This is a genomic window from Mycobacteroides abscessus ATCC 19977, from assembly GCF_000069185.1.
GTDB classification, from domain to species: domain Bacteria; phylum Actinomycetota; class Actinomycetes; order Mycobacteriales; family Mycobacteriaceae; genus Mycobacterium; species Mycobacterium abscessus.
In genome coordinates this window covers 1,998,680-2,016,799 of the sequence record NC_010397.1, presented here as the reverse complement: position 1 = coordinate 2,016,799, position 18,120 = coordinate 1,998,680, and the positions used below count along the sequence as shown (strand labels likewise).

Genomic DNA, 18,120 nt, shown 5'->3' with positions numbered 1-18,120 from the left:
CGCCGTCAAGGCCGGTGCGGCTCGTCTTCGTCCTCATCATCGATATCGAACTGCTCGTACGTTTCTTCGGCAGACGGATGGTGATGAGCGGCCGTCGCGGCCTCCTTGAGACTCACCGCGGCAGCGGGGGCCGACTTCTCTGACACCTGCGGAAGCACCGACGTCTCACTCGGATCAGCTTCCGCCGCATCGGCTTTCACGTCCCCGTCGGCATCGGCGTCGGCGTCGGCGTCGAGATCAGAATCCGCATCGTCGGACTCACTCGCGTCCACATCGGCTTCTTCGTCCGACTCCTCGTCGGCATCAAGAGCGCCCGCATGCCGATCCCGGATGGCATCGATGATCATGAGCACCACACCGACGGCTGCCGCGGCAATACAGACGAAAGCAAGAACCTCGTTGCTGGTGACCACGGCGGTCACCAGTGCCGCCAGACCGACGGCAGCCAACACCAATGCGACGATCAGCATCGCGAATCACTCCTCATACGTGCCGCGAGCATAGACCGATCTAGATCAGTAGTTGTTCCCACGGTTGAACTGGCCGAAACCGGCTTCCTTGGATGCGTTTTCATTCGAGGCACCGGCGTCGACGGGCGCTGCGGAACCGCGCTGGCCGAGCTCCTCAAGCTGAGACTCGAGGTACGTCTTGAGCCGGGTGCGGTACTCGCGCTCGAATGTACGCAACTGCTCCAGACGCCCTTCCAGCACCGTGCGCTGCTGGTTGATGGTGCCCATGATCTCCGAGTGCTTGCGCTCGGCGTCGGATTGCAGGGCATCGGCCTTCTCCTGCGCCTGGCGCAGCTGGGTCTCGGAACGGGTCTGAGCATCCGACAGTAGCGCCTCGGCCTTGGTCCGCGCCTCAGTGACCGTCTTTTCGGCGGTGGCACGCGCCTCGCTGACAATCTGGTCCGCGTTTGCGCGAGCATCGGCGAGCATCTTTTCCGACTCGGACTTGGCGTTACCAGTCAACCGGTCCGCGGTGTCCTGTGCCAGACCCAGAATCTTGGCCGCGCGCACATGATGCTCCTCGGTCGAGGCTCCGGCCGGAGCCGCCGCCACCACCGGCGCCGGAGTGGGCTCCGGCTTAGCGGGCTCGGGCTTCTTCTCAGGCTTGGGTGCCTCGTAGACCGGCGCGGCACCGCCGCCCTTGCGGGCCTCGGCCAGCTCCTGGTCAAGCTCTTGAACCCGCTGACGCAGATCCGAGTTCTCCTCGATCAGGCGGGCCAGCTCGTTCTCCACCAGGTCGAGGAAGGCATCAACTTCGTCCTCGTTGTATCCACGCTTACCGATGGGTGGCTTACTGAACGCGACGTTGTGTACATCAGCTGGTGTAAGCGGCATTGCCTGCCCCTATCAAGTCTCGACGTCTGGAATCGTATTGCAGTGTAAAACGAACGTGCGGTCTCACTGTAACTGGCGTCCATCCTGTCACATCAGACCCGCCGGTCGCAGCAGAGCTCGTTAAGTATCCCTCTGACGTGCATAAAAATACTCTGAGGCTTTGCATATGACGCGCATTCGTATCCAGATCGATGTGAGTTGAATACCGAAATTCTGCGTCGCTAACGGCTTAGCCAGCCGCCATCACGAACGCCACCTTCATGCCAAAGAATCCGACCAAAAGCAGCAAAGTAATCGACAAATCGAATCGCACCGCACCAAGCGAGAGCGGCGGAATGAGACGACGCAATAACCGCACAGGCGGGTCGGTGATGGTGAAGATGAGCTCCAAAATCACCACCGTGGCACCCCTGGGATGCCAGTCGCGGCTAATGGACTGGATGGTCTCGATCACTATGCGCGCAAACAGCAGCAAACAGAAGAGCAAAAGCGCGTAACCAATGATCTCAAAGAACAGCGCCAACGGACCCCTCACCGGCCAAGCGTGAACTACCACGCGCGGGCTTCTGATAACAACAGCCCCAGCCTACCGTCAGGCCCCTTCGGACGGCTTGGCGCACAACGAATCCCCTGGACCGTGCCGAGCCAAGGTCCGACACGCAACTAGTGGTTGCATGTCGAGGCAGTCGGCACTACGGTGATACGCAACCGATTGTTGCGAGTTGGGAGAGACATGTCATACGAGCGGATCGAGCGGGAGCTTCACATCGAAGCGACACCGGAAATCGTCTTCTCTGTCATCAGCCGTCCGGAACACATGAAGCAGTGGTGGCCCGACGAGGCAGAGTTCGCCCGGGCTCCCGGCGCGACCGGCGAGATCTCCTTCAACGGCGACGAGGCCGGTCAGATCCACGTCTTCGGGCTCACGCTTGTCGAGGTGGATCCGCCGTGGCGATTTTCGTTCCGTTGGTGTTATCCCGAGGGGCACACCGCGAACCCCGAAAATTCGCTACTGGTGACTTTTGACCTCACCCAGGAGGGCACGGGCACGCGGGTGCGCATGACCGAGATCGGTTTCCGCGACCAAGGCCGCACCGAAGCCGAGATCGCCGAGCAGTACGCGGCGCATGAGGAAGGCTGGGCCCGGCACCTGCCGCGCCTCGCGCCGTGCGTGGACGCCCTGGCGAGCCGGTCATGACGGCCGTCATCGACGACGACCTGTGGGCCGCCGTCGGCGATCCGACCCGGCTGCGGGTGTTCGACCTCATCCTTACCCACGGCATGGCGACCGCCACGACATTGAGCGATCGGCTGCCGGTCACCCGCCAGGCGGTGACCAAACATCTCTCCGTCCTGGATAAGGCCGGTTTGGTTCACGCCACCACCCACGGGCGCGAGAAGCAGTATCGCGCCGATGCCGAACAGGTGGCGCGCATCGCCGAACAGCTCACCGCAGTGGGCGCCGCATGGGATCGACGGCTGGCGCGGATCAAGCTGATCGCAGAAAGCCTGAGCAGTGCACAGAAAGCCGAAGATTAGGAGAAAAGGATGAAGACACCCGCGATCGTGTCGGCGCAGGAATGGGAAACCGCGCACCGGGCGATGCTCGTCGAAGAAAAGGCGCTCACCCGGGCCCGCGACGCGCTGGCAGCCAAGCGCCGGCGCATGCCCTGGACCGAGGTGGACACTTCCTACCGGTTCGAGGGACCGGACGGCGCCGTCAGCCTGCTCGACCTGTTCCAGGGGCGCCGCCAGCTCATCGTGTATCGCGCCTTCGTCGACCCGGGCACCGGTGACTGGCCCGAGCACGGATGTATCGGCTGCTCGTTGATGGCCGACCACATCGGCAACCTGGCCCACCTGAACGCACGGGACACGACACTTGTCTATGTCTCGCGTGGACGGCAGACCGACCTGCAGCGCATCAAGACCCGGATGGGCTGGCAGATCCCTTGGTACACCATGGTTCCCGAGAGCAGCTTCGACAGGGACTTCGGCGTACAGGATTGGCATGGCCACAACGCGTTCATCCGCGACCGCGACCGCGTCTATCGCACCTACTTCATCAACAACCGTGGAGACGAGGCCTTCAACAACACCTGGACTTTCCTGGATATGACGGCGCTCGGCCGCCAGGAGACCTGGGAAGACTCACCGGAGGGCTACCCGCAGTCCCCCGCGTATGAATGGTGGGACTGGCACGACCAATACGGCACGCATGAGCCCTCACGGTGGTTCGGCGAGCCTGACCCCGACGACCCATACGATCCGCGGCCCACCAAGGCTTGCCACTAAACGCCGAATGCGAGCCGGGCGCGGAGATCAGTCATCGAAATCCGTGCCAGGCTCGCATTCAGCCAAGCTTGGTTACTGGTAGGAGTAGAAGCCGCTCTCGGCGATCCGGCGGCGCTCCTCGGCGCTCACGTCGATATCGGCCGGCGACAGCAGGAACACCTTGGTGGCGACCTTGTCGAACGAACCGCGCAGCGCGAAGGCCAACCCGGCCGCGAAGTCCACGACTCGCTTGGCATCGGCGTTATCCATCGACACCAGGTCCATGATGACCGGGGTGCCGTCGCGGAAGCGCTCGCCGATGGTGCGCGCCTCGCTGTAGTCCTTGGGGCGCAGGGTGGTGATCTTGGACAGCGGGCTGCCCTCATCGAAGATCGCGGCACGGCGGGGGTCCATGGCAAGCGCGCCGCGAGTCGGGGCGCTACCCCGCAGAGAGCCCAGACGCGGTGCCGGACGGTCGAATTCACGCGACGGCGCATGACGCGACACGAAGCGGTCCTCGTCGGCGTACCCGGCCGGGCCACCGGCGCGGTAGCCGGGCTCGTCGTAGCCGTACTCGGCATCATCGGCGAACCGCTCGCCACGACGGGGGTACCGGCGATCCTCGACGGGTGCGCGGCGGGGCGCGGGAGCGTCGACGTCGTCGTAGTACTCATCGTCGTAGTCGTCCATTGGAGCCATGCCGAAGTAGGCCTTGACCTTGTGCAGCGTGCTCATCGCGTGACCTTCCGTGCTTGGGCTAAATGGAGTTCAGTTGTTCGCTCGGTCTCTACAGCTGTGTTGCAAATGTGACTGGAGTGACGATCTACCGTGACGTTAGCGGTCGTTGCCCCATCAACGCCGTTCCGACACGCACACATGTGGACCCATATTTAATGGCGGCCTCCAGGTCGTTGGACATTCCCGCCGATAAACGGTTCGCCTGCGGATAACGGTCACGGACACGTTCATGTTCTTGCTGGAGTCGGCGAAAGGCCTGGTCGGGATCGGCCTCCCGGGGCGGCAGCGCCATCAGCCCGGCAAGCTCCAGATGCTCGCTGGCAACCACCTGCGCGCACAGCTGGTCAATCTCGTCGGCAGCCGCGATATCCACCCCTCCCCGTGCGTTGTCGCCGTCGAGGCTGACCTGAAGATAGATGCCCAGCGGTTCCCGCTTCTCCCCCGCACCGCGTGCGCCGTCCAACGCCGTCACCAGCCTCGCGTTGTCCACCGAGTGCACCGAATGCGCCCAATGCGCAACCGATTTCGCCTTGTTACGCTGCAGGTTGCCTACCATGTGCCAGCGGATATCGGCGTGCCCGGCCTGATCCAACAGAGCCACCTTCGCCGCCGCTTCCTGGTCGCGGGACTCCCCGAACTCGCGACAGCCCAGCCGATACAGTTCCTCGACGTCACTGGCCGGGAAAAACTTTGTGACGGGCAGCAATTGGATCTCGCCCGGATCTCGACCAGCGATTTCCGCGGCCCGCCTCACGCGCTCCCGCACCGAGCACAGTGCCGCACTCAATTCCTCGGCGCGCGTCATCAGCCGAGCCAGATCACCGACGCCAGTCGGCCCGTGCGGGGCTCCCGACGATAACTGAACAGATCCGGGTCCTCGACCGTGCACCTGGGGTCGATATCGATCGCGCGCACACCCAAACCAGAGAGCTGCCGGGCAATTCCGGCACGCAAGTCCAGGCCCGGAGTTCCGGCGGATGTGGTGGTACGGCTGCCCGGCAGCGACTGCTCCACATCGGCGGCCATATCGGCCGGCACCTCGTAGTGACGACCACTGACCGCGGGCCCGAGGAAGGCGGAGATGCGTTCCACCTGTGCCCCGGCCGCCACCATGGCGTCGATGGTCCGCGGCACGATACCGAGTTTGGCACCCACCCGTCCGGCGTGAGCACCGGCAACAACCCCGGCCGCGGCATCGGCGAACAGCACCGGAACACAGTCGGCCGTCAGCACCGCCAGCGCTATACCCGGTTCGGTGGTCACCAGCGCGTCGGTCTCCGGAATGGTTGATGTGCCCGGCCCTTCGACCAGGTGCACGTGGTCTCCGTGAACCTGCTGCATCCAGATCAAATGATCGTCGGGCACTCCCAGCGCAGCGGCGAGACGGGACCGGTTGGCGGCCACCGCACCGGGATCGTCGCCGACGTGATCGCCGAGGTTGAAACTGTCAAACGGAGCGCGCGATACCCCGCCACGCCGGGTAGTGGTGACACGCCGAACTCGAAAACCCATACGTCAGAGGGTAGTTCGTACGCTCATCGCCGCATGAAGGGCGGCACGTCGACATCGTCCTCGTCGCCACCGCCGAGTGTCACCGTGGATCCGTTGGTGTCCCTGGGCAGGCTCTGCGCGTCGATGGTGTCGAAGATGCTGGTGCCGTTCGAGCCACCGCCGTTGACCTGGCCGGCCTTCCCGGGCGCGACAGTGCCGGGTGCCGCCGCCCCGCCGGGGGTGATCGGCTTGCGGCTGGGGCCACCGGCGTCGAAGCCGGCGGCGATGACCGTGACCCGGACCTCGTCGCCGAGGGAGTCGTCGATCACCGTTCCGAAGATGATGTTGGCCTCCGGATGCGCGGACTCCTGCACCAGCGAGGCCGCCTCGTTGATCTCGAAGAGCCCCAGATCGCTGCCGCCGGCGATGGACATCAGCACGCCCTGAGCGCCCTCCATGGAGGCCTCCAGCAGCGGCGAATTGATGGCGGTTTCCGCGGCCTTGAGCGCGCGGCCGTCGCCGCGTGACGAGCCGATACCCATCAGGGCACTGCCGGCTCCCGACATGACGCTCTTGACGTCGGCGAAGTCGACGTTGATCAGGCCCGGTGTGGTGATGAGGTCGGTGATGCCCTGGACGCCGTTGAGCAACACCTCGTCGGCACTGCGGAACGCATCCATGAGGGAAACCGCGGCGTCACCCATCTGCAGCAGCCGGTCGTTGGGGATGACGATGAGGGTGTCGCAGCTTTCCCGCAGCGAGGTGATGCCGAGTTCGGCCTGTCCGCTGCGCCGCTTGCCCTCGAACGAGAACGGCCGGGTGACCACACCAATGGTCAGTGCGCCGAGCTTGCGCGCAATGCTGGCGACCACGGGTGCGCCGCCCGTGCCGGTACCACCGCCCTCGCCCGCGGTGACGAAGACCATATCGGCGCCCTTGAGGAGCTCCTCGATCTCGTCCTTGGCATCCTCGGCGGCCTTGCGGCCCACATCGGGATCGGCGCCGGCACCCAGGCCCCGCGTGGAATCGCGACCGACGTCGAGCTTGACGTCGGCATCGCTCATCAACAACGCCTGCGCGTCGGTGTTGATGGCGATGAACTCGACCCCCTTGAGGCCGTGCTCGATCATCCGGTTGACGGCGTTGACACCGCCGCCACCGATGCCGACGACCTTGATCACCGCGAGGTAGTTGTGTGGAGGCGTCATGGTCGCCTTCCTCCCTGGTTGCTGCTGTGGTCTAGGTAGCGAGGGGCTCTCTGCAAACTCTCAACCTCTACCTCAGGCTTAGAGTTATGTCAGGTTGTCCCGCTGAAACAGAACGGTAGGGGGCGCGGTATACCGCGCACGGGAGGCGCGCCGAAGGATGCCCCGATTTTCCCGTGGCTATTTCACGACTCACGTGTGGCGAGCATGCTCAAATGTGCCGGATTCTGGCCGAAATGGGCACATATCGGCATGTTCGCGCGACAAGCCGCCTATTTGACGGTGGGCAGGTCAGGGCTGGAGACGTCGTAGGTGCGGCCGGGCTGTGTCAGCAGCGCCCCGAGCTTCTCGGCCTTTTCCGCGGTGCGTTCGGTGGTCCCCCACACGATGGTGCGTCCGTCGTCGAGGGTCAGCGTGATCGACGACACCGACGGCGCCGCGATCTTGGCCACCTGCCGGGCCAAATCGGGTGCCAGCGAGGTCAGCACCTGCAGCGCGGCCTTGGTCGTCGGGTCCTGCGGGGCCGGCGCCACCACATCCAGCGCCGGAATGCCCGGCGGCGGCGGCTCGTTGGCGAAGTCCACCCCGTCACGGTCGATGAGGTGCGTGCCATCGGCACCGGTCCACGCCGCGACCGGGACCCGCTCGACGATCGTCACCCGCAGGGTGGACGGGTACTCGCACTGCACCCGGGCACTGGCCACCCGGCGAATGCTGGCCACCCGATCGGCCGCCGCGGCAGTGTCGATCTGTAGCAGCCGGGTCCCCTTCGGGATGCTCAGAGCCCCAAGGACATCCTCCTGAGTGACGACGCCGGTACCGGTGACCACCGTCTGGCGCACCGACATCAGCGGCGTGAAATACAGGATGGACCCCAGGCCCACCGCGATCAGCGCCAGCAGCACCACCAACAGCAGGGTCTGCAGACCCTGAACCTTGCCGCGACCGGCACCCTTGCCCTGCTCGACGTACTTACCCTTGGCCGCGGCCTTCGCCTCACGCCGAGCCTGCTCCAGGGCGATCGCGCGCCGCTGCGCTTCACGGCGTTCCATCCGTTCGCGTCTGGCCCGCATCCGCGGCCCTTCGGCCGACTCGCCCTCCGCGGGATTTTCGCCGCCATCCGCGGTGGTTTCGGACTCGACGGCATCCGCCGATATCGCCGCCTCCGCATCCTTGTCCTCGGCGGTGTTCTCGGGCTCGCTCATCGACCGTTTCCCGGCGGCGGCCAGTCGTTGGCACGGGCACGCAGTGCGCGCACAATCTCCTTGCCCTGCAAGGTGACATCGCCCGCACCCATGGTGATCACCAGGTCACCGGGCGCGGTTGCCGCGGCGACCTGCTGGGCCACCGTCGAAAGATCGGGCAGATAGTGCACCGGCGCCCCGGCGATCTGTTCCACGATCAGCGCGCCGGTGACGCCCGGCAGTGGCGCTTCTCGCGCGCCGTACACATCGAGCACGAACACCAGGTCGGCGATGCTTAGCGCGTCGGCGAATTCTGTAGCGAAAGCCGCTGTGCGGGAATACAAATGGGGCTGGAAGACAACCACCGAACGCCCAAAACCCTGCTGAGCCACAATGCCGGAAACGGCCTGCAGCACCGTACGCACCTCGGTGGGATGGTGCGCATAGTCATCGAAAACCCGCACCGACTCCACCGACCCGACCAGTTCGAATCGGCGGCGCACACCCTCGAATCCGGCCAATCCGTCCAGGACATCGTCGACGGCCGCCCCGATCTCGGCGGCCGTCACCACGGCGGCCAGTGCGTTCAGGGCCATATGCCGGCCCGGTACCGACAACCGCATGGTCCGCGGCGCGCTCTCCCCCGCCAGCTGGATCTGCGCGGTGGCCCCGGTGTCCTTGAACTGCCAATCCCGCAGTTGCCCCGCCACCGGGACATCGCCCGCCTCGGCCTGGTCGGCGCTGCCGTAGCCGCGCACCCGGATACCGCGCTCATGTGCCCGGCGGGCCAGCGCCGCGGCACCCGGGTCATCCAGACACACCACCAACACCCCTTCGGAACCCAGGGTTTCGGCGAATTCGTCGAACACCGCGGAGTAAGCCTCCACGCTGCCGAAGTGATCCAGGTGATCCGCCTCGATATTGGTCACGATGATCAGGTTCGGCCGGTACTGCAGTAGCGAGCCGTCGCTTTCGTCCGCCTCGGCCACGAATACATCGCCGCTGCCGTGATGGGCATTGGTACCGGCTTCATTGAGTTCACCGCCGACCGCAAAGGACGGGTCGTATCCACAATGCTGCAGCGCCACAATGAGCATGGACGTCGTGCTGGTCTTGCCGTGTGTGCCGGTAACCATCAGGGTGCGATATCCGGCCATCAGGTCCGCCAGCACCACGGGCCGGAGCAGCACCGGTATCCCACGCCTATTCGCTTCCACCAGCTCCGGATTCGTCTTCGGAATGGCGGCGTGGGTGGTCACGACCACCGTGGGGCCACCCGGCAGCAGATCCAGGGCGTCACCATCGTGGCCGATGTTGACCAGCGCCCCACGGGCGCGCAATGCCAGCACACCACGAGATTCCTTGGCGTCGGACCCCGACACCTGGGCGCCGCGATCCAGCAGAATGCGGGCGATACCGGACATTCCGGCACCACCGATACCGACCATGTGCACGCGGCGCAGATGCTCCGGCAGCGGACCTGCGTTCATCGACGGCCACCCCGTTCCCGCGAACGCCGCTCACGCGCGACATCCAACGCCACCTGCGCCACCTGTCGAGCGGCTTCCGGGTGTCCGGACAGTGCCGCGGCCGATGTCATGGCGGCGAGCTTGGCGGGATCGGACACCATCTCAATCACCATGTGCGCCAATGACTCAGGGGTCAGGTCGCGGTCCGCGACGATGACACCTCCACCGGCGTCCACAATCGGTAACGCGTTGAGCCGCTGCTCACCGTTGCCGATCGGTAGAGGCACGTAGATGGCGGGCAGCCCCACCGCCGAAACCTCCGCGACGGTCATAGCACCGGATCGGCACACCGCGATATCCGCGGCCGCGTACGCCAGGTCCATGCGGTCCAGGTACGGCAACGCAACATATCTGGGTGCGCCAGGCGGGCGCTCCGGCAATTTAATCGTGTTCTTTGGGCCATGTGCATGCAACACCGAAACACCGGCGGCGGCAAGGTCATTGGCCGCTGCGGAAACCGCGTTGTTGAGGGAGACCGCTCCCTGCGAACCGCCGAACACCAATAGCACCAGGGCATCGTCATCAAACCCGTAGTGAGCACGTGCCTGGTGCCGCAGGGCCGCGCGGTCCAGGGCGGTGATCGACCCCCGAACCGGCACTCCCACTACCTCCGCATCACGCAGGCCCGAGTCCGGGACCGCCGATAACACCCGCTGCGCTCCGCGCGCTCCGACCCGGTTGGCAAGGCCGGCACGGGCGTTCGCCTCGTGGATGACGACCGGCACGCGGCGGCGGCGCAACGGACCGCGGCGAGCCGCCAAATAGGCGGGTAAGGCGACGTAGCCACCGAAACCGATCACGACGTCGGCCTGGACGCCGTCGAACACGGCGCGCGTCTGCCGAACCGCCCGGCGCACCCGCAGTGGCAACCGCACCAGATCGCCGGTGAGGCGACGCGGCAGCGGCACCGGAACGATCAGTTCCAGGTGGTAACCACGATCGGGAACCAGCCGCGTCTCGAGGCCGCGCTCGGTACCCAGCGCGGTGATCCGCACCGTGGGATCAATCTCGCGCAGCGCGTCGGCAACCGCCATGGCCGGCTCGACGTGTCCCGCGGTGCCGCCACCGGCCAGCACCACCGAAAGCGGCCGAAGTTCATCACTCACTCCGGGAGCATCCTTTCGGTCTGGCGGCGATCACATGTCAGCGGCTATCGGTAGCTTCGGGCGCGTGAGCCCGCGGTCCGTGACTGATCACGGGACCTGCCGCTCGCGCGCGTGGCGGAGCCTCGCCGCGCCTGTTGTACCTGCCTATGATGCCCTGCTTCGTTATCGGTGCGTGCACGCGGCGTGCGCTTGGGCCCCGGCGCCGACGCGGACTGTCGCTTGCGCTCGGGCTGCGGCCGGGCCGCTGCGGCGCTCTGCGCTGCCGACTTGGCGCGCAGGCGGTCACGCGCGGCGTCGATCCGCGGTGGCACATACGGCTCCGGCAGTGGGAGCCGCAGCAGCCTGTTCATCCGGTCGCCGGAACCAGCGCGCAGGGCCGCCACCGCCTCGGGTTCGTGGCGGGCCGCATTGGCTATCAAACCGATGAAGAACAGCGCCGTTGCCGTCGACGTTCCGCCGGAAGAGATCAGCGGCAGCTGGATACCCGTCACCGGCAGCAGACCGATGACGTATCCGATGTTGATGAAGGACTGGCCGATCATCCACAGCCCGGCGGTCGCGGTGATCATGCGCAAGAACGGGTCCGCGCTGCGTCGGGCAATGCGCATCGCGGTGTACGCGAAGACACCGAACAGGGCGAGCACTCCGATGCAGCCGACGAATCCGAGCTCCTCGCCGATGATGGCGAAGATGAAGTCGTTGTGCGCGTTCGGCAGGTAATGCCATTTCGCCGATCCCTGCCCCAGACCCTGGCCGAAGAAACCGCCCTGCGCGAGCGCGAAACGTGCCTGCCGCGACTGATATCCGGTCGCCTGCGGGTCAGCGGACGGGTCCAGCCACGCCTTGACCCGGTCGGACCGGTACCCGGCCGATACCGCCAGGATGGCCGCGGCCAGCACGGCCGCCACCACCGAACTCAGAAAGACCTTCAACGGCAGACCCGCGTACCACAGCAGGGCCAACAAGATGATGCTCAAGGAAACCGTCTGCCCGAGGTCGGGCTGGATGACGATCAGCACCAGCGCGATCAGCGCCGCGGGTACCAGCGGGACCAGCATCTCCCGCATGCTGGCCTGCTCCATGCGGCGTGAGGCCAGCAGATGCGCTCCCCAAATCGCGAACGCGACCTTGGTGAGCTCGGAGGGCTGCATGGACAGACCGGCATAGACGAACCACCCCCGAGAACCGTTGGAATACGTGCCGATTCCGGGAATGAGCACCAGGGTGATCAAGATGACCGTGAAGACGAAGACGGGGAACGAGTACCTGCGCATCACCGCCACCGGGGTGCGCAGGGCGATGTAGAAGCCGACCAGACCCACGCAGACCCACAGCACCTGCTTGCCGAAAATCGTCCACGCGGACCCGTCGTCGTAGTACGACTCGACGCCCGAGGCGGACAGCACCATGATCAGGCCGAGCGTGGTGAGCAACGCCGCCGTCGCGACCACCAGGTGAAACGACGTCATCGGCCGGTTCAGCCAGGCACCCAAGCGGGTGCGCGCGATCAGCCCGTCGTTTTTGGCGCCGGACTTCTTGACCGACGTGACGGAGGTCTTTGCTTCGTCGCGCTTCTCGGAACGGAAAATCCTGGCGAATGGAGCAGTCAGGGTGGACACGACGCAATCACCTAACCGGTAAGTGCGTGCACCGCCGCGGCGAACCGGTCGCCACGCTCGGAATACCCGCTGAATTGGTCGAAGGACGCGCCTGCCGGAGCCAGAAGCACGGTGTCGCCAGGCCGGGCCAGTGAGCTGGCGTGCCGGACGGCCGCGGCCATGACTCGGGTACCCAGGTCAGCGCCACCCCCATCCGCCTCATCAGTCACATAAACCACATTTGCCTCTTGCACCCCAGCATCCTCGCGCGTCACAACCGCAACTACGGGGACATCCGGCGCGTGTCGCGCCAAAGCCTCAGCAATCAGTGCCCGATCCCGGCCGATCAGCACAACCGCACCTAGCCGGTCGGCACAATCGCGCACCAAATCATCGACCGCAGCTCCCTTGAGCAGCCCTCCAGCAATCCAGACGACACGCGGATACCCCGCGATGGACGCGGCGGCAGCATGGGGATTGGTGGCCTTCGAGTCGTCGACGTAGGCAACATCGGCGACGCGGGCAATCAGCTCGGCCCGATGCCGCCCCACCTGAAAAACTTCCAGCGCCCGGGCAATGTGCACCGCAGGTGTACCTACGGCACGGGCCAGCGCGGCGGCCGCCAGCGCGTTGAGCACGCCGATCGGCCCCCCCACCGGCAGCTTCGACACCTCGATCAGCGGTATGTCGACACCGAATGCCCGATCCACCAACCAACCGTCCAGCACCCCCAGCTCGCCCACCGCGGGCTCCCCGGCACGAAATCCCGCCTTGACCGGTGCCGCGGCAGCGGCAAGCAGACCCCCGGCGATCGCATCATCTAGACCGGCAACGGCGACCTCGCCATCGAGCGCCCGGGCCTTGTCCCGGGTGTAGCCCTCCATGCCCCCATGCCAATCGAGGTGATCCTCGGCCACGTTGAGCACCGCGCCGGCCACCGGTCGCACCGACGGCGCCCAGTGCAGCTGAAAGCTGGACAACTCGACGGCCAGGAACTCGACGTCACGATCCAGCACGTTGAGCACCGGATCGCCGATATTCCCGCACAACGCACTGGTGCCACCGGCCGCCGTCAGCATGTCGTGGACCATGGCCGTGGTCGTGGTCTTCCCGTTGGTCCCGGTGACCACCACCCACCGCTTGGGCCGCCCGTACCTACCGGAAGCGTCCAAACGCCAAGCCAATTCGACGTCACCCCAAATGGGCAGCCCGGCCTGTACCGCGGCCTGCACCACCGGTGCCGAGGGGCCGAATCCGGGGCTGACGATCACCAGGTCCTGATCGGCCATGTGACGTTGCGCTGCTGCTGTGGTCAGTGCCCCGTGCCCGGCATCACGATGGCGTTGCAGGGCGTCCTCATCGTCGTCGCAGACCGTAATGCGCAGACCGAGGTCGGCTAGCCCGGTCAACGCCGCGACCACGGCGTCGCCGGTGACCCGCGCACCGCACACCAGAACCCTTGTTCCGCCGGTCAGTTCGGCGACTTCACACGTGGTCATGGTCGCCTAGTCACCGATCGTGGCGAGCCACTCGCCATAGAACAGTGCCAAGCCCAAGCCACAGGCGATGGCGGTCAGTAACCAGAACCGAATGATGACGGTTGTTTCGGCCCACCCCAGTAGCTCGAAATGATGATGGAAGGGCGCCATCCGAAAGACCCGGCGGCCCGTGGTCCGGAATGCCGCGATCTGCAAAACCACCGACACGATCTCCGCGACGAACAGTGCCCCCAGCACCACGGCAAGTAACTCGGTCCGGGTGGTCACCGACAGGCCCGCGATGACCCCACCGAGGGCCAGCGATCCGGTGTCTCCCATGAAGATCTTGGCCGGGGCGGCATTCCACCACAGGAATCCGATGCATGCGCCCGCCGTCGCCGCGGCGATGACCGCCAGATCCAGTGGGTCACGCACGTTGTAGCAGGCGATGCCCGGATGGGTGGAGCACGCGTTGCGGTACTGCCAGAAGGTGACGATCACGTAGGCGCCCGTCACCATCGCCATGCAGCCGCCGGCCAGCCCGTCGAGCCCATCGGTGAAGTTGACGGCATTGGACCAGGACATGACCAGGATCACGCAGAAGAGCACGAAGATCGCGGCGGGCATGGCGACAGTGGCGATCTCACGCACGTAGGACAGCTGCGGGCTGCCTGGGGTCAGCCCGTCGGTGTTGCGGAACTGCAGCACCAAAACGCCGAATACGAGCGCCGAGAGGATCTGTCCGACCGTCTTGGAGGTCTTGTTCAGACCCAGGTTGCGCGCCTTGCGAATCTTGATGAAGTCATCGATGAAGCCGACGCCCCCGAGCATGGTCGCCAGCGCGAGCACCAGCAGACCCGATGCCGACGGGCCATCGGACCCGAACGCGATGCCGACCAGGTGCGACCCGAAGTAACCGGCCCACATGCCCGCCAAGATCGCGACACCACCCATCGACGGGGTGCCCCGCTTCTTCTGATGATGCTGCGGGCCGTCGTCGCGAATCTCCTGGCCGAATCCCTGCCGTGAAAACACCCGGATGAGTACCGGGGTGAGCATGATCGAGACCAGGATCGCGATACCGGCGGCAATGATGATCTGCCTCATGCGTCACCCACCTTCAGCAGTTCATCGGCCACCACCCAGAGGCCCGCCGACCGTGACGCCTTGACCAGCACCACATCGCCCGCGGCCAGCTCACTGGCCAGCAGTGAGGCGGCCGCCGCAGGATCGTCCACCAGCACCGCCTCGGACCCCCACGACCCCTCCATCACCGCACCCGCATGCATTGCCCGCTGTGACCTCCCAGTCCCGACGACTACCAATCGACTGACATCTAATCGCACGGCGGCCCGCCCGATGCGGTCATGCTCGGATATCGCATCGGGTCCCAGCTCGGCCATCTCCCCCAGCACCGCCCAGCTGCGACGGGGCTCGCCCCCGTGCCGCGCCATCGAGACCAGGGCTTTCAGGCCCGCCATCATCGAGTCGGGGTTGGCGTTGTAGGCATCGTTGATCACGGTCACCCCGTCATCTCGGGTGCTGACCTCCATGCGGCGGCGAGAGACCGGCCCCGCCCCGGCGAGCGCCGCCGCCACCTGTGCGAGGGTGGCGCCGCATTCCAGCGCCACGGCGGCGGCGGCCAGCGCGTTGCTCACGTGGTGCTCGCCGTGCACCGCCAGTTGCACGGGCACCGAGTCTTGCCCGGCGTGCAGCGTGAAACGGGCCCGGGCCAGGTCGTCGACGCTCACCTCGGTCGCCCAGATATCGGCGGGATGGTGCACGCTGGTGCGTACCACGCGGGCGGGAGTCTTGGCCGCCATCGCCGCCACCGCGGCATCATCGGCGTTCAACACCGCCACGCCGCCACCGGAAAGCGATTGCGGCAGTTCCCCCTTCGTATCGGCGATGGCCTGCCGCGACCCGAACTCACCCAGATGAGCGGTACCGACGTTGAGAACGACCCCGATCGACGGCGGCGCGATGGCAGCCAATTCCGCGATGTTGCCCGGACGCCGGGCCGAAAGCTCCAGCACCAAGAACTTGGTGGATTCCGTCGCCCGCAGCACCGTCCAGGGATGGCCGAGCTCGTTGTTGAACGACCCGGGAGGAGCCACCACCTCGCCGAGCGGGCTGAGCACGGCGGCGATCAAATCCTTTGTCGAGGTCTTGCCCGACGAGCCCGTGATCCCGACGATCCGTAGCCCCCGCGCCGTCAGCCGACGGGCGACCTCGGCCGCGAGCGCTGCCGTCGCGGCGAGCACCGCTGCGCCAGACCCATCCGAATCATGTTCCAGCGCAGATACTTCGGTACGTGCCACCCCGGTCGGCGGCACCACGATGGCGGGTACGCCCACCGGCCTGGCGGCCAGCACCGCGACCGCCCCGGCCTCCGCGGCACCTCGGGCGTGGTCGTGGCCATCCGCCCGGGCTCCCGGCAGGGCCAAGAACAGACCGCCGGGACTCACCTGACGTGAATCGAATTCCACGGTGCCGGTGACGCGCGCCTGCCGAGCTTCCTGCGCGCTGATTCCGTCAAGGCGCCCACCGACGATTTCGGCGATCTCGGCCACAGTCATCTCAATCATCCAGGCTCCCAAGCGCTTCGAGGGCTGCGCGCAACTCCACACGATCATCGAAAGGCACCGTGACATCGCCGGTCTTCTGACCGCTCTCATGCCCCTTGCCGGCGACAAGGACGGTATCGCCCGGCCGCGCCCACAACGTGGCGAAGTCGATAGCAGCTCTACGGTCGCCGATTTCGATGATCTGAGCCTCCGAACCGGTAGTCCCGGAAATGATCTCGGTACGGATCGCCGCCGGCTCCTCGTTGCGCGGATTGTCATCGGTGACCACCACCAGATCGGCCAGCTCCGCGGCGACCTTGCCCATGTCGGCCCGTTTGCCGCGATCACGGTTGCCTCCGGCACCGAACACCACGGCCAGGCGGCCATCGCGGTGACTGCGCAGACTTTCCAGGACTGCCCGCAGCGCGCCGGGCTTGTGGGCATAGTCCACGACAGCCAGGAATGGCTGCCCCGCCGCCACGGCTTCCATACGCCCCGGCACACCCGCGGTCGCGATTCCAGGCGCGGCGGTCGCGGCCGAAACTCCGAGAACATCCAAGATCGCAATGGCCACAAGACAATTGGCCACGTTGTAATGCCCAGGCAACGCGATTGTGAGCTCGGTATCGCGGTCTGGACCATTCGCGACGAACCGCTGGCCACCATCATGACCGACCGCCACATTCGAACATCTCCAGTCCGCGACGCCGCCGTCGAGCGAGCTCACGGTGGTGACATCAGGTCCCGCCTCACGGGCCAGCTCGGCCATGGCGCGGCCGGCATCATCGTCGATGCAGACGACACTGCGGTGCGCGCGCTGCGGCGAATCGCGCCGGAACAAGCGAGCCTTGGTGGCGAAGTAATCCTGCATGTCGGGATGGAAATCCAGGTGATCGCGTGACAGGTTCGTGAATGCGCCTACCGCAAAACGGGTGCCGTCCACACGATTGAGGGCCAACGCATGGCTGGACACCTCCATGACCACCGTGTCCACCCCGCGCTGGACCATCTCGGCGAGCAGTTCCTGCAACGCCGGCGCCTCGGGCGTGGTCAGGGCACTCGGCACATCCTCGCCGTCGATCCGCACCCCGACGGTCCCGATGAGACCCACCCTCTTACCCGCCGCCCGCAGCCCGGCCTCGACCAGGTAGGTGGTCGTGGTCTTGCCGGAGGTACCGGTGACTCCCACTACCTGTAGATGACGGGAGGGCTCCCCGTACACGGTCGCGGCCAGCTCACCGAGCACCGAGCGCGGGACGGGATGAACCAGTACCGCGATATCAAGACCCTGTCCTGCCACCAGTTCGGCGCCGGCGGCGTCCGTCAGCACGGCCGCCGCGCCCGCGGAGACCGCCTCAGAGGCGAACTGCGCGCCATGGGTGCTGGTGCCCGGCAGCGCGGCAAAGAGGTCACCCGTACGGGCGTCCTGCGCCCTGAGCGTGACTCCCCCCACCGTGGTGGCGCTTGGCCCGTGTAGCTCGGCCGAAACCAATGACGCGAGGTCGGAGACCAGGTGCTGGTGCGTCCGGGGAAGGAACCGATGGGTTCCGGATGCCGCCACCTGCGGTCACCTCCTGCCGTATTTCTGCCGACCATGCCCTGGCTCG

Annotated in this window: 18 protein-coding genes; 3 read left to right on the top strand and 15 right to left on the bottom strand. The window is 66.1% G+C overall.

Features of this window, described 5'->3' with window-relative positions:
- Nucleotides 1-5: 5 nt before the first annotated feature.
- The 3 genes from MAB_RS10325 to MAB_RS10315 all read right to left on the bottom strand — a co-directional run bounded on the left by MAB_RS10325 (nt 6) and on the right by MAB_RS10315 (nt 1,866).
- Nucleotides 6-470 carry a hypothetical protein gene (locus MAB_RS10325; protein ID WP_005110508.1) on the bottom strand — a complete coding sequence of 155 codons (465 nt, stop codon included), beginning with the start codon at nt 468-470 and terminating at the stop codon, nt 6-8.
- A gap of 45 nt (nt 471-515) precedes the next feature.
- Complete coding sequence (wag31, locus tag MAB_RS10320) at nt 516-1,343, bottom strand: DivIVA-like cell division protein Wag31 (RefSeq protein WP_005080209.1); 828 nt, start codon at nt 1,341-1,343, stop codon at nt 516-518.
- Nucleotides 1,344-1,572: 229 nt separating this feature from the next.
- Entirely contained in the window at nt 1,573-1,866 is a 294-nt protein-coding gene (locus tag MAB_RS10315; RefSeq protein ID WP_005060938.1) for a YggT family protein, read from the bottom strand.
- Nucleotides 1,867-2,076: 210 nt separating this feature from the next.
- Between MAB_RS10315 and MAB_RS10310 the strand changes: the two genes are divergently transcribed.
- The 3 genes from MAB_RS10310 to MAB_RS10300 are packed head-to-tail and all read left to right on the top strand — an operon-like array spanning nt 2,077 to nt 3,638.
- The gene (locus MAB_RS10310; RefSeq protein ID WP_005110506.1) at nt 2,077-2,541 is read left to right on the top strand and encodes an SRPBCC family protein; all 465 of its coding nucleotides are present in this window, start codon (nt 2,077-2,079) and stop codon (nt 2,539-2,541) included.
- Nucleotides 2,538-2,882, top strand: coding sequence for an ArsR/SmtB family transcription factor (locus tag MAB_RS10305; RefSeq protein ID WP_005074955.1), 345 nt, complete (start codon nt 2,538-2,540; stop codon nt 2,880-2,882). Before MAB_RS10310 ends, MAB_RS10305 begins: the two co-directional genes overlap by 4 nt.
- Nucleotides 2,883-2,891: 9 nt before the next feature.
- On the top strand, nt 2,892-3,638 hold the full coding sequence (locus tag MAB_RS10300) for a DUF899 domain-containing protein (RefSeq protein WP_005086643.1): 747 nt from the start codon (nt 2,892-2,894) through the stop codon (nt 3,636-3,638).
- A 72-nt stretch (nt 3,639-3,710) separates the two neighbouring features.
- On the opposite strand, the gene MAB_RS10295 is transcribed toward MAB_RS10300, so the two are convergent.
- The 12 genes from MAB_RS10295 to MAB_RS10240 form a co-directional block, all read right to left on the bottom strand.
- Nucleotides 3,711-4,352, bottom strand: a complete 642-nt coding sequence (locus tag MAB_RS10295) for a cell division protein SepF (RefSeq protein WP_005074951.1) — start codon at nt 4,350-4,352, stop codon at nt 3,711-3,713.
- An 88-nt stretch (nt 4,353-4,440) separates the two neighbouring features.
- A complete protein-coding gene (locus MAB_RS10290) occupies nt 4,441-5,160 on the bottom strand; it encodes a YggS family pyridoxal phosphate-dependent enzyme (RefSeq protein ID WP_005080212.1) in 720 nt (239 codons plus the stop codon).
- On the bottom strand, nt 5,160-5,867 hold the full coding sequence (gene pgeF, locus MAB_RS10285; protein ID WP_005080213.1) for a peptidoglycan editing factor PgeF: 708 nt from the start codon (nt 5,865-5,867) through the stop codon (nt 5,160-5,162). Before pgeF ends, MAB_RS10290 begins: the two co-directional genes overlap by 1 nt.
- Nucleotides 5,868-5,890: 23 nt before the next feature.
- Nucleotides 5,891-7,054, bottom strand: coding sequence for a cell division protein FtsZ (ftsZ, locus tag MAB_RS10280; protein WP_005080214.1), 1,164 nt, complete (start codon nt 7,052-7,054; stop codon nt 5,891-5,893).
- A gap of 269 nt (nt 7,055-7,323) precedes the next feature.
- The gene (locus tag MAB_RS10275; RefSeq protein ID WP_005110500.1) at nt 7,324-8,256 is read right to left on the bottom strand and encodes a cell division protein FtsQ/DivIB; all 933 of its coding nucleotides are present in this window, start codon (nt 8,254-8,256) and stop codon (nt 7,324-7,326) included.
- Entirely contained in the window at nt 8,253-9,725 is a 1,473-nt protein-coding gene (gene murC / locus MAB_RS10270) for a UDP-N-acetylmuramate--L-alanine ligase (protein WP_005110498.1), read from the bottom strand. The genes MAB_RS10275 and murC overlap by 4 nt, the downstream gene beginning before the upstream one ends.
- Nucleotides 9,722-10,843, bottom strand: coding sequence for an undecaprenyldiphospho-muramoylpentapeptide beta-N-acetylglucosaminyltransferase (murG, locus tag MAB_RS10265; protein WP_005110497.1), 1,122 nt, complete (start codon nt 10,841-10,843; stop codon nt 9,722-9,724). The genes murC and murG overlap by 4 nt, the downstream gene beginning before the upstream one ends.
- A 71-nt stretch (nt 10,844-10,914) precedes the next feature.
- Nucleotides 10,915-12,489 (bottom strand): putative lipid II flippase FtsW, encoded by a 1,575-nt coding sequence (gene ftsW, locus MAB_RS10260; protein ID WP_005086645.1) that lies wholly within the window; start codon nt 12,487-12,489, stop codon nt 10,915-10,917.
- Nucleotides 12,490-12,500: 11 nt separating this feature from the next.
- Nucleotides 12,501-13,967, bottom strand: coding sequence for a UDP-N-acetylmuramoyl-L-alanine--D-glutamate ligase (gene murD / locus MAB_RS10255; protein ID WP_005080220.1), 1,467 nt, complete (start codon nt 13,965-13,967; stop codon nt 12,501-12,503).
- A 6-nt stretch (nt 13,968-13,973) separates the two neighbouring features.
- A complete protein-coding gene (gene mraY / locus MAB_RS10250; protein ID WP_005060906.1) occupies nt 13,974-15,053 on the bottom strand; it encodes a phospho-N-acetylmuramoyl-pentapeptide-transferase in 1,080 nt (359 codons plus the stop codon).
- A complete protein-coding gene (locus MAB_RS10245; protein WP_005115881.1) occupies nt 15,050-16,534 on the bottom strand; it encodes a UDP-N-acetylmuramoyl-tripeptide--D-alanyl-D-alanine ligase in 1,485 nt (494 codons plus the stop codon). Before MAB_RS10245 ends, mraY begins: the two co-directional genes overlap by 4 nt.
- Nucleotides 16,527-18,074, bottom strand: a complete 1,548-nt coding sequence (locus tag MAB_RS10240; RefSeq protein ID WP_005092426.1) for a UDP-N-acetylmuramoyl-L-alanyl-D-glutamate--2,6-diaminopimelate ligase — start codon at nt 18,072-18,074, stop codon at nt 16,527-16,529. The genes MAB_RS10245 and MAB_RS10240 overlap by 8 nt, the downstream gene beginning before the upstream one ends.
- Nucleotides 18,075-18,120: the final 46 nt, after the last annotated feature.

Coding starts and splice junctions, on each gene's coding strand:
- ftsZ (WP_005080214.1), bottom strand. CDS start 7,054: ATGACGCCTCCACACAACTACCTCGCGGTGATCAAGGTCGTCGGCATC.
- MAB_RS10325 (WP_005110508.1), bottom strand. CDS start 470: ATGCTGATCGTCGCATTGGTGTTGGCTGCCGTCGGTCTGGCGGCACTG.
- MAB_RS10275 (WP_005110500.1), bottom strand. CDS start 8,256: ATGAGCGAGCCCGAGAACACCGCCGAGGACAAGGATGCGGAGGCGGCG.
- MAB_RS10310 (WP_005110506.1), top strand. CDS start 2,077: ATGTCATACGAGCGGATCGAGCGGGAGCTTCACATCGAAGCGACACCG.
- MAB_RS10305 (WP_005074955.1), top strand. CDS start 2,538: ATGACGGCCGTCATCGACGACGACCTGTGGGCCGCCGTCGGCGATCCG.
- mraY (WP_005060906.1), bottom strand. CDS start 15,053: ATGAGGCAGATCATCATTGCCGCCGGTATCGCGATCCTGGTCTCGATC.
- MAB_RS10295 (WP_005074951.1), bottom strand. CDS start 4,352: ATGAGCACGCTGCACAAGGTCAAGGCCTACTTCGGCATGGCTCCAATG.
- murC (WP_005110498.1), bottom strand. CDS start 9,725: ATGAACGCAGGTCCGCTGCCGGAGCATCTGCGCCGCGTGCACATGGTC.
- murD (WP_005080220.1), bottom strand. CDS start 13,967: ATGACCACGTGTGAAGTCGCCGAACTGACCGGCGGAACAAGGGTTCTG.
- wag31 (WP_005080209.1), bottom strand. CDS start 1,343: ATGCCGCTTACACCAGCTGATGTACACAACGTCGCGTTCAGTAAGCCA.
- MAB_RS10245 (WP_005115881.1), bottom strand. CDS start 16,534: ATGATTGAGATGACTGTGGCCGAGATCGCCGAAATCGTCGGTGGGCGC.
- pgeF (WP_005080213.1), bottom strand. CDS start 5,867: ATGGGTTTTCGAGTTCGGCGTGTCACCACTACCCGGCGTGGCGGGGTA.
- MAB_RS10290 (WP_005080212.1), bottom strand. CDS start 5,160: ATGACGCGCGCCGAGGAATTGAGTGCGGCACTGTGCTCGGTGCGGGAG.
- MAB_RS10300 (WP_005086643.1), top strand. CDS start 2,892: ATGAAGACACCCGCGATCGTGTCGGCGCAGGAATGGGAAACCGCGCAC.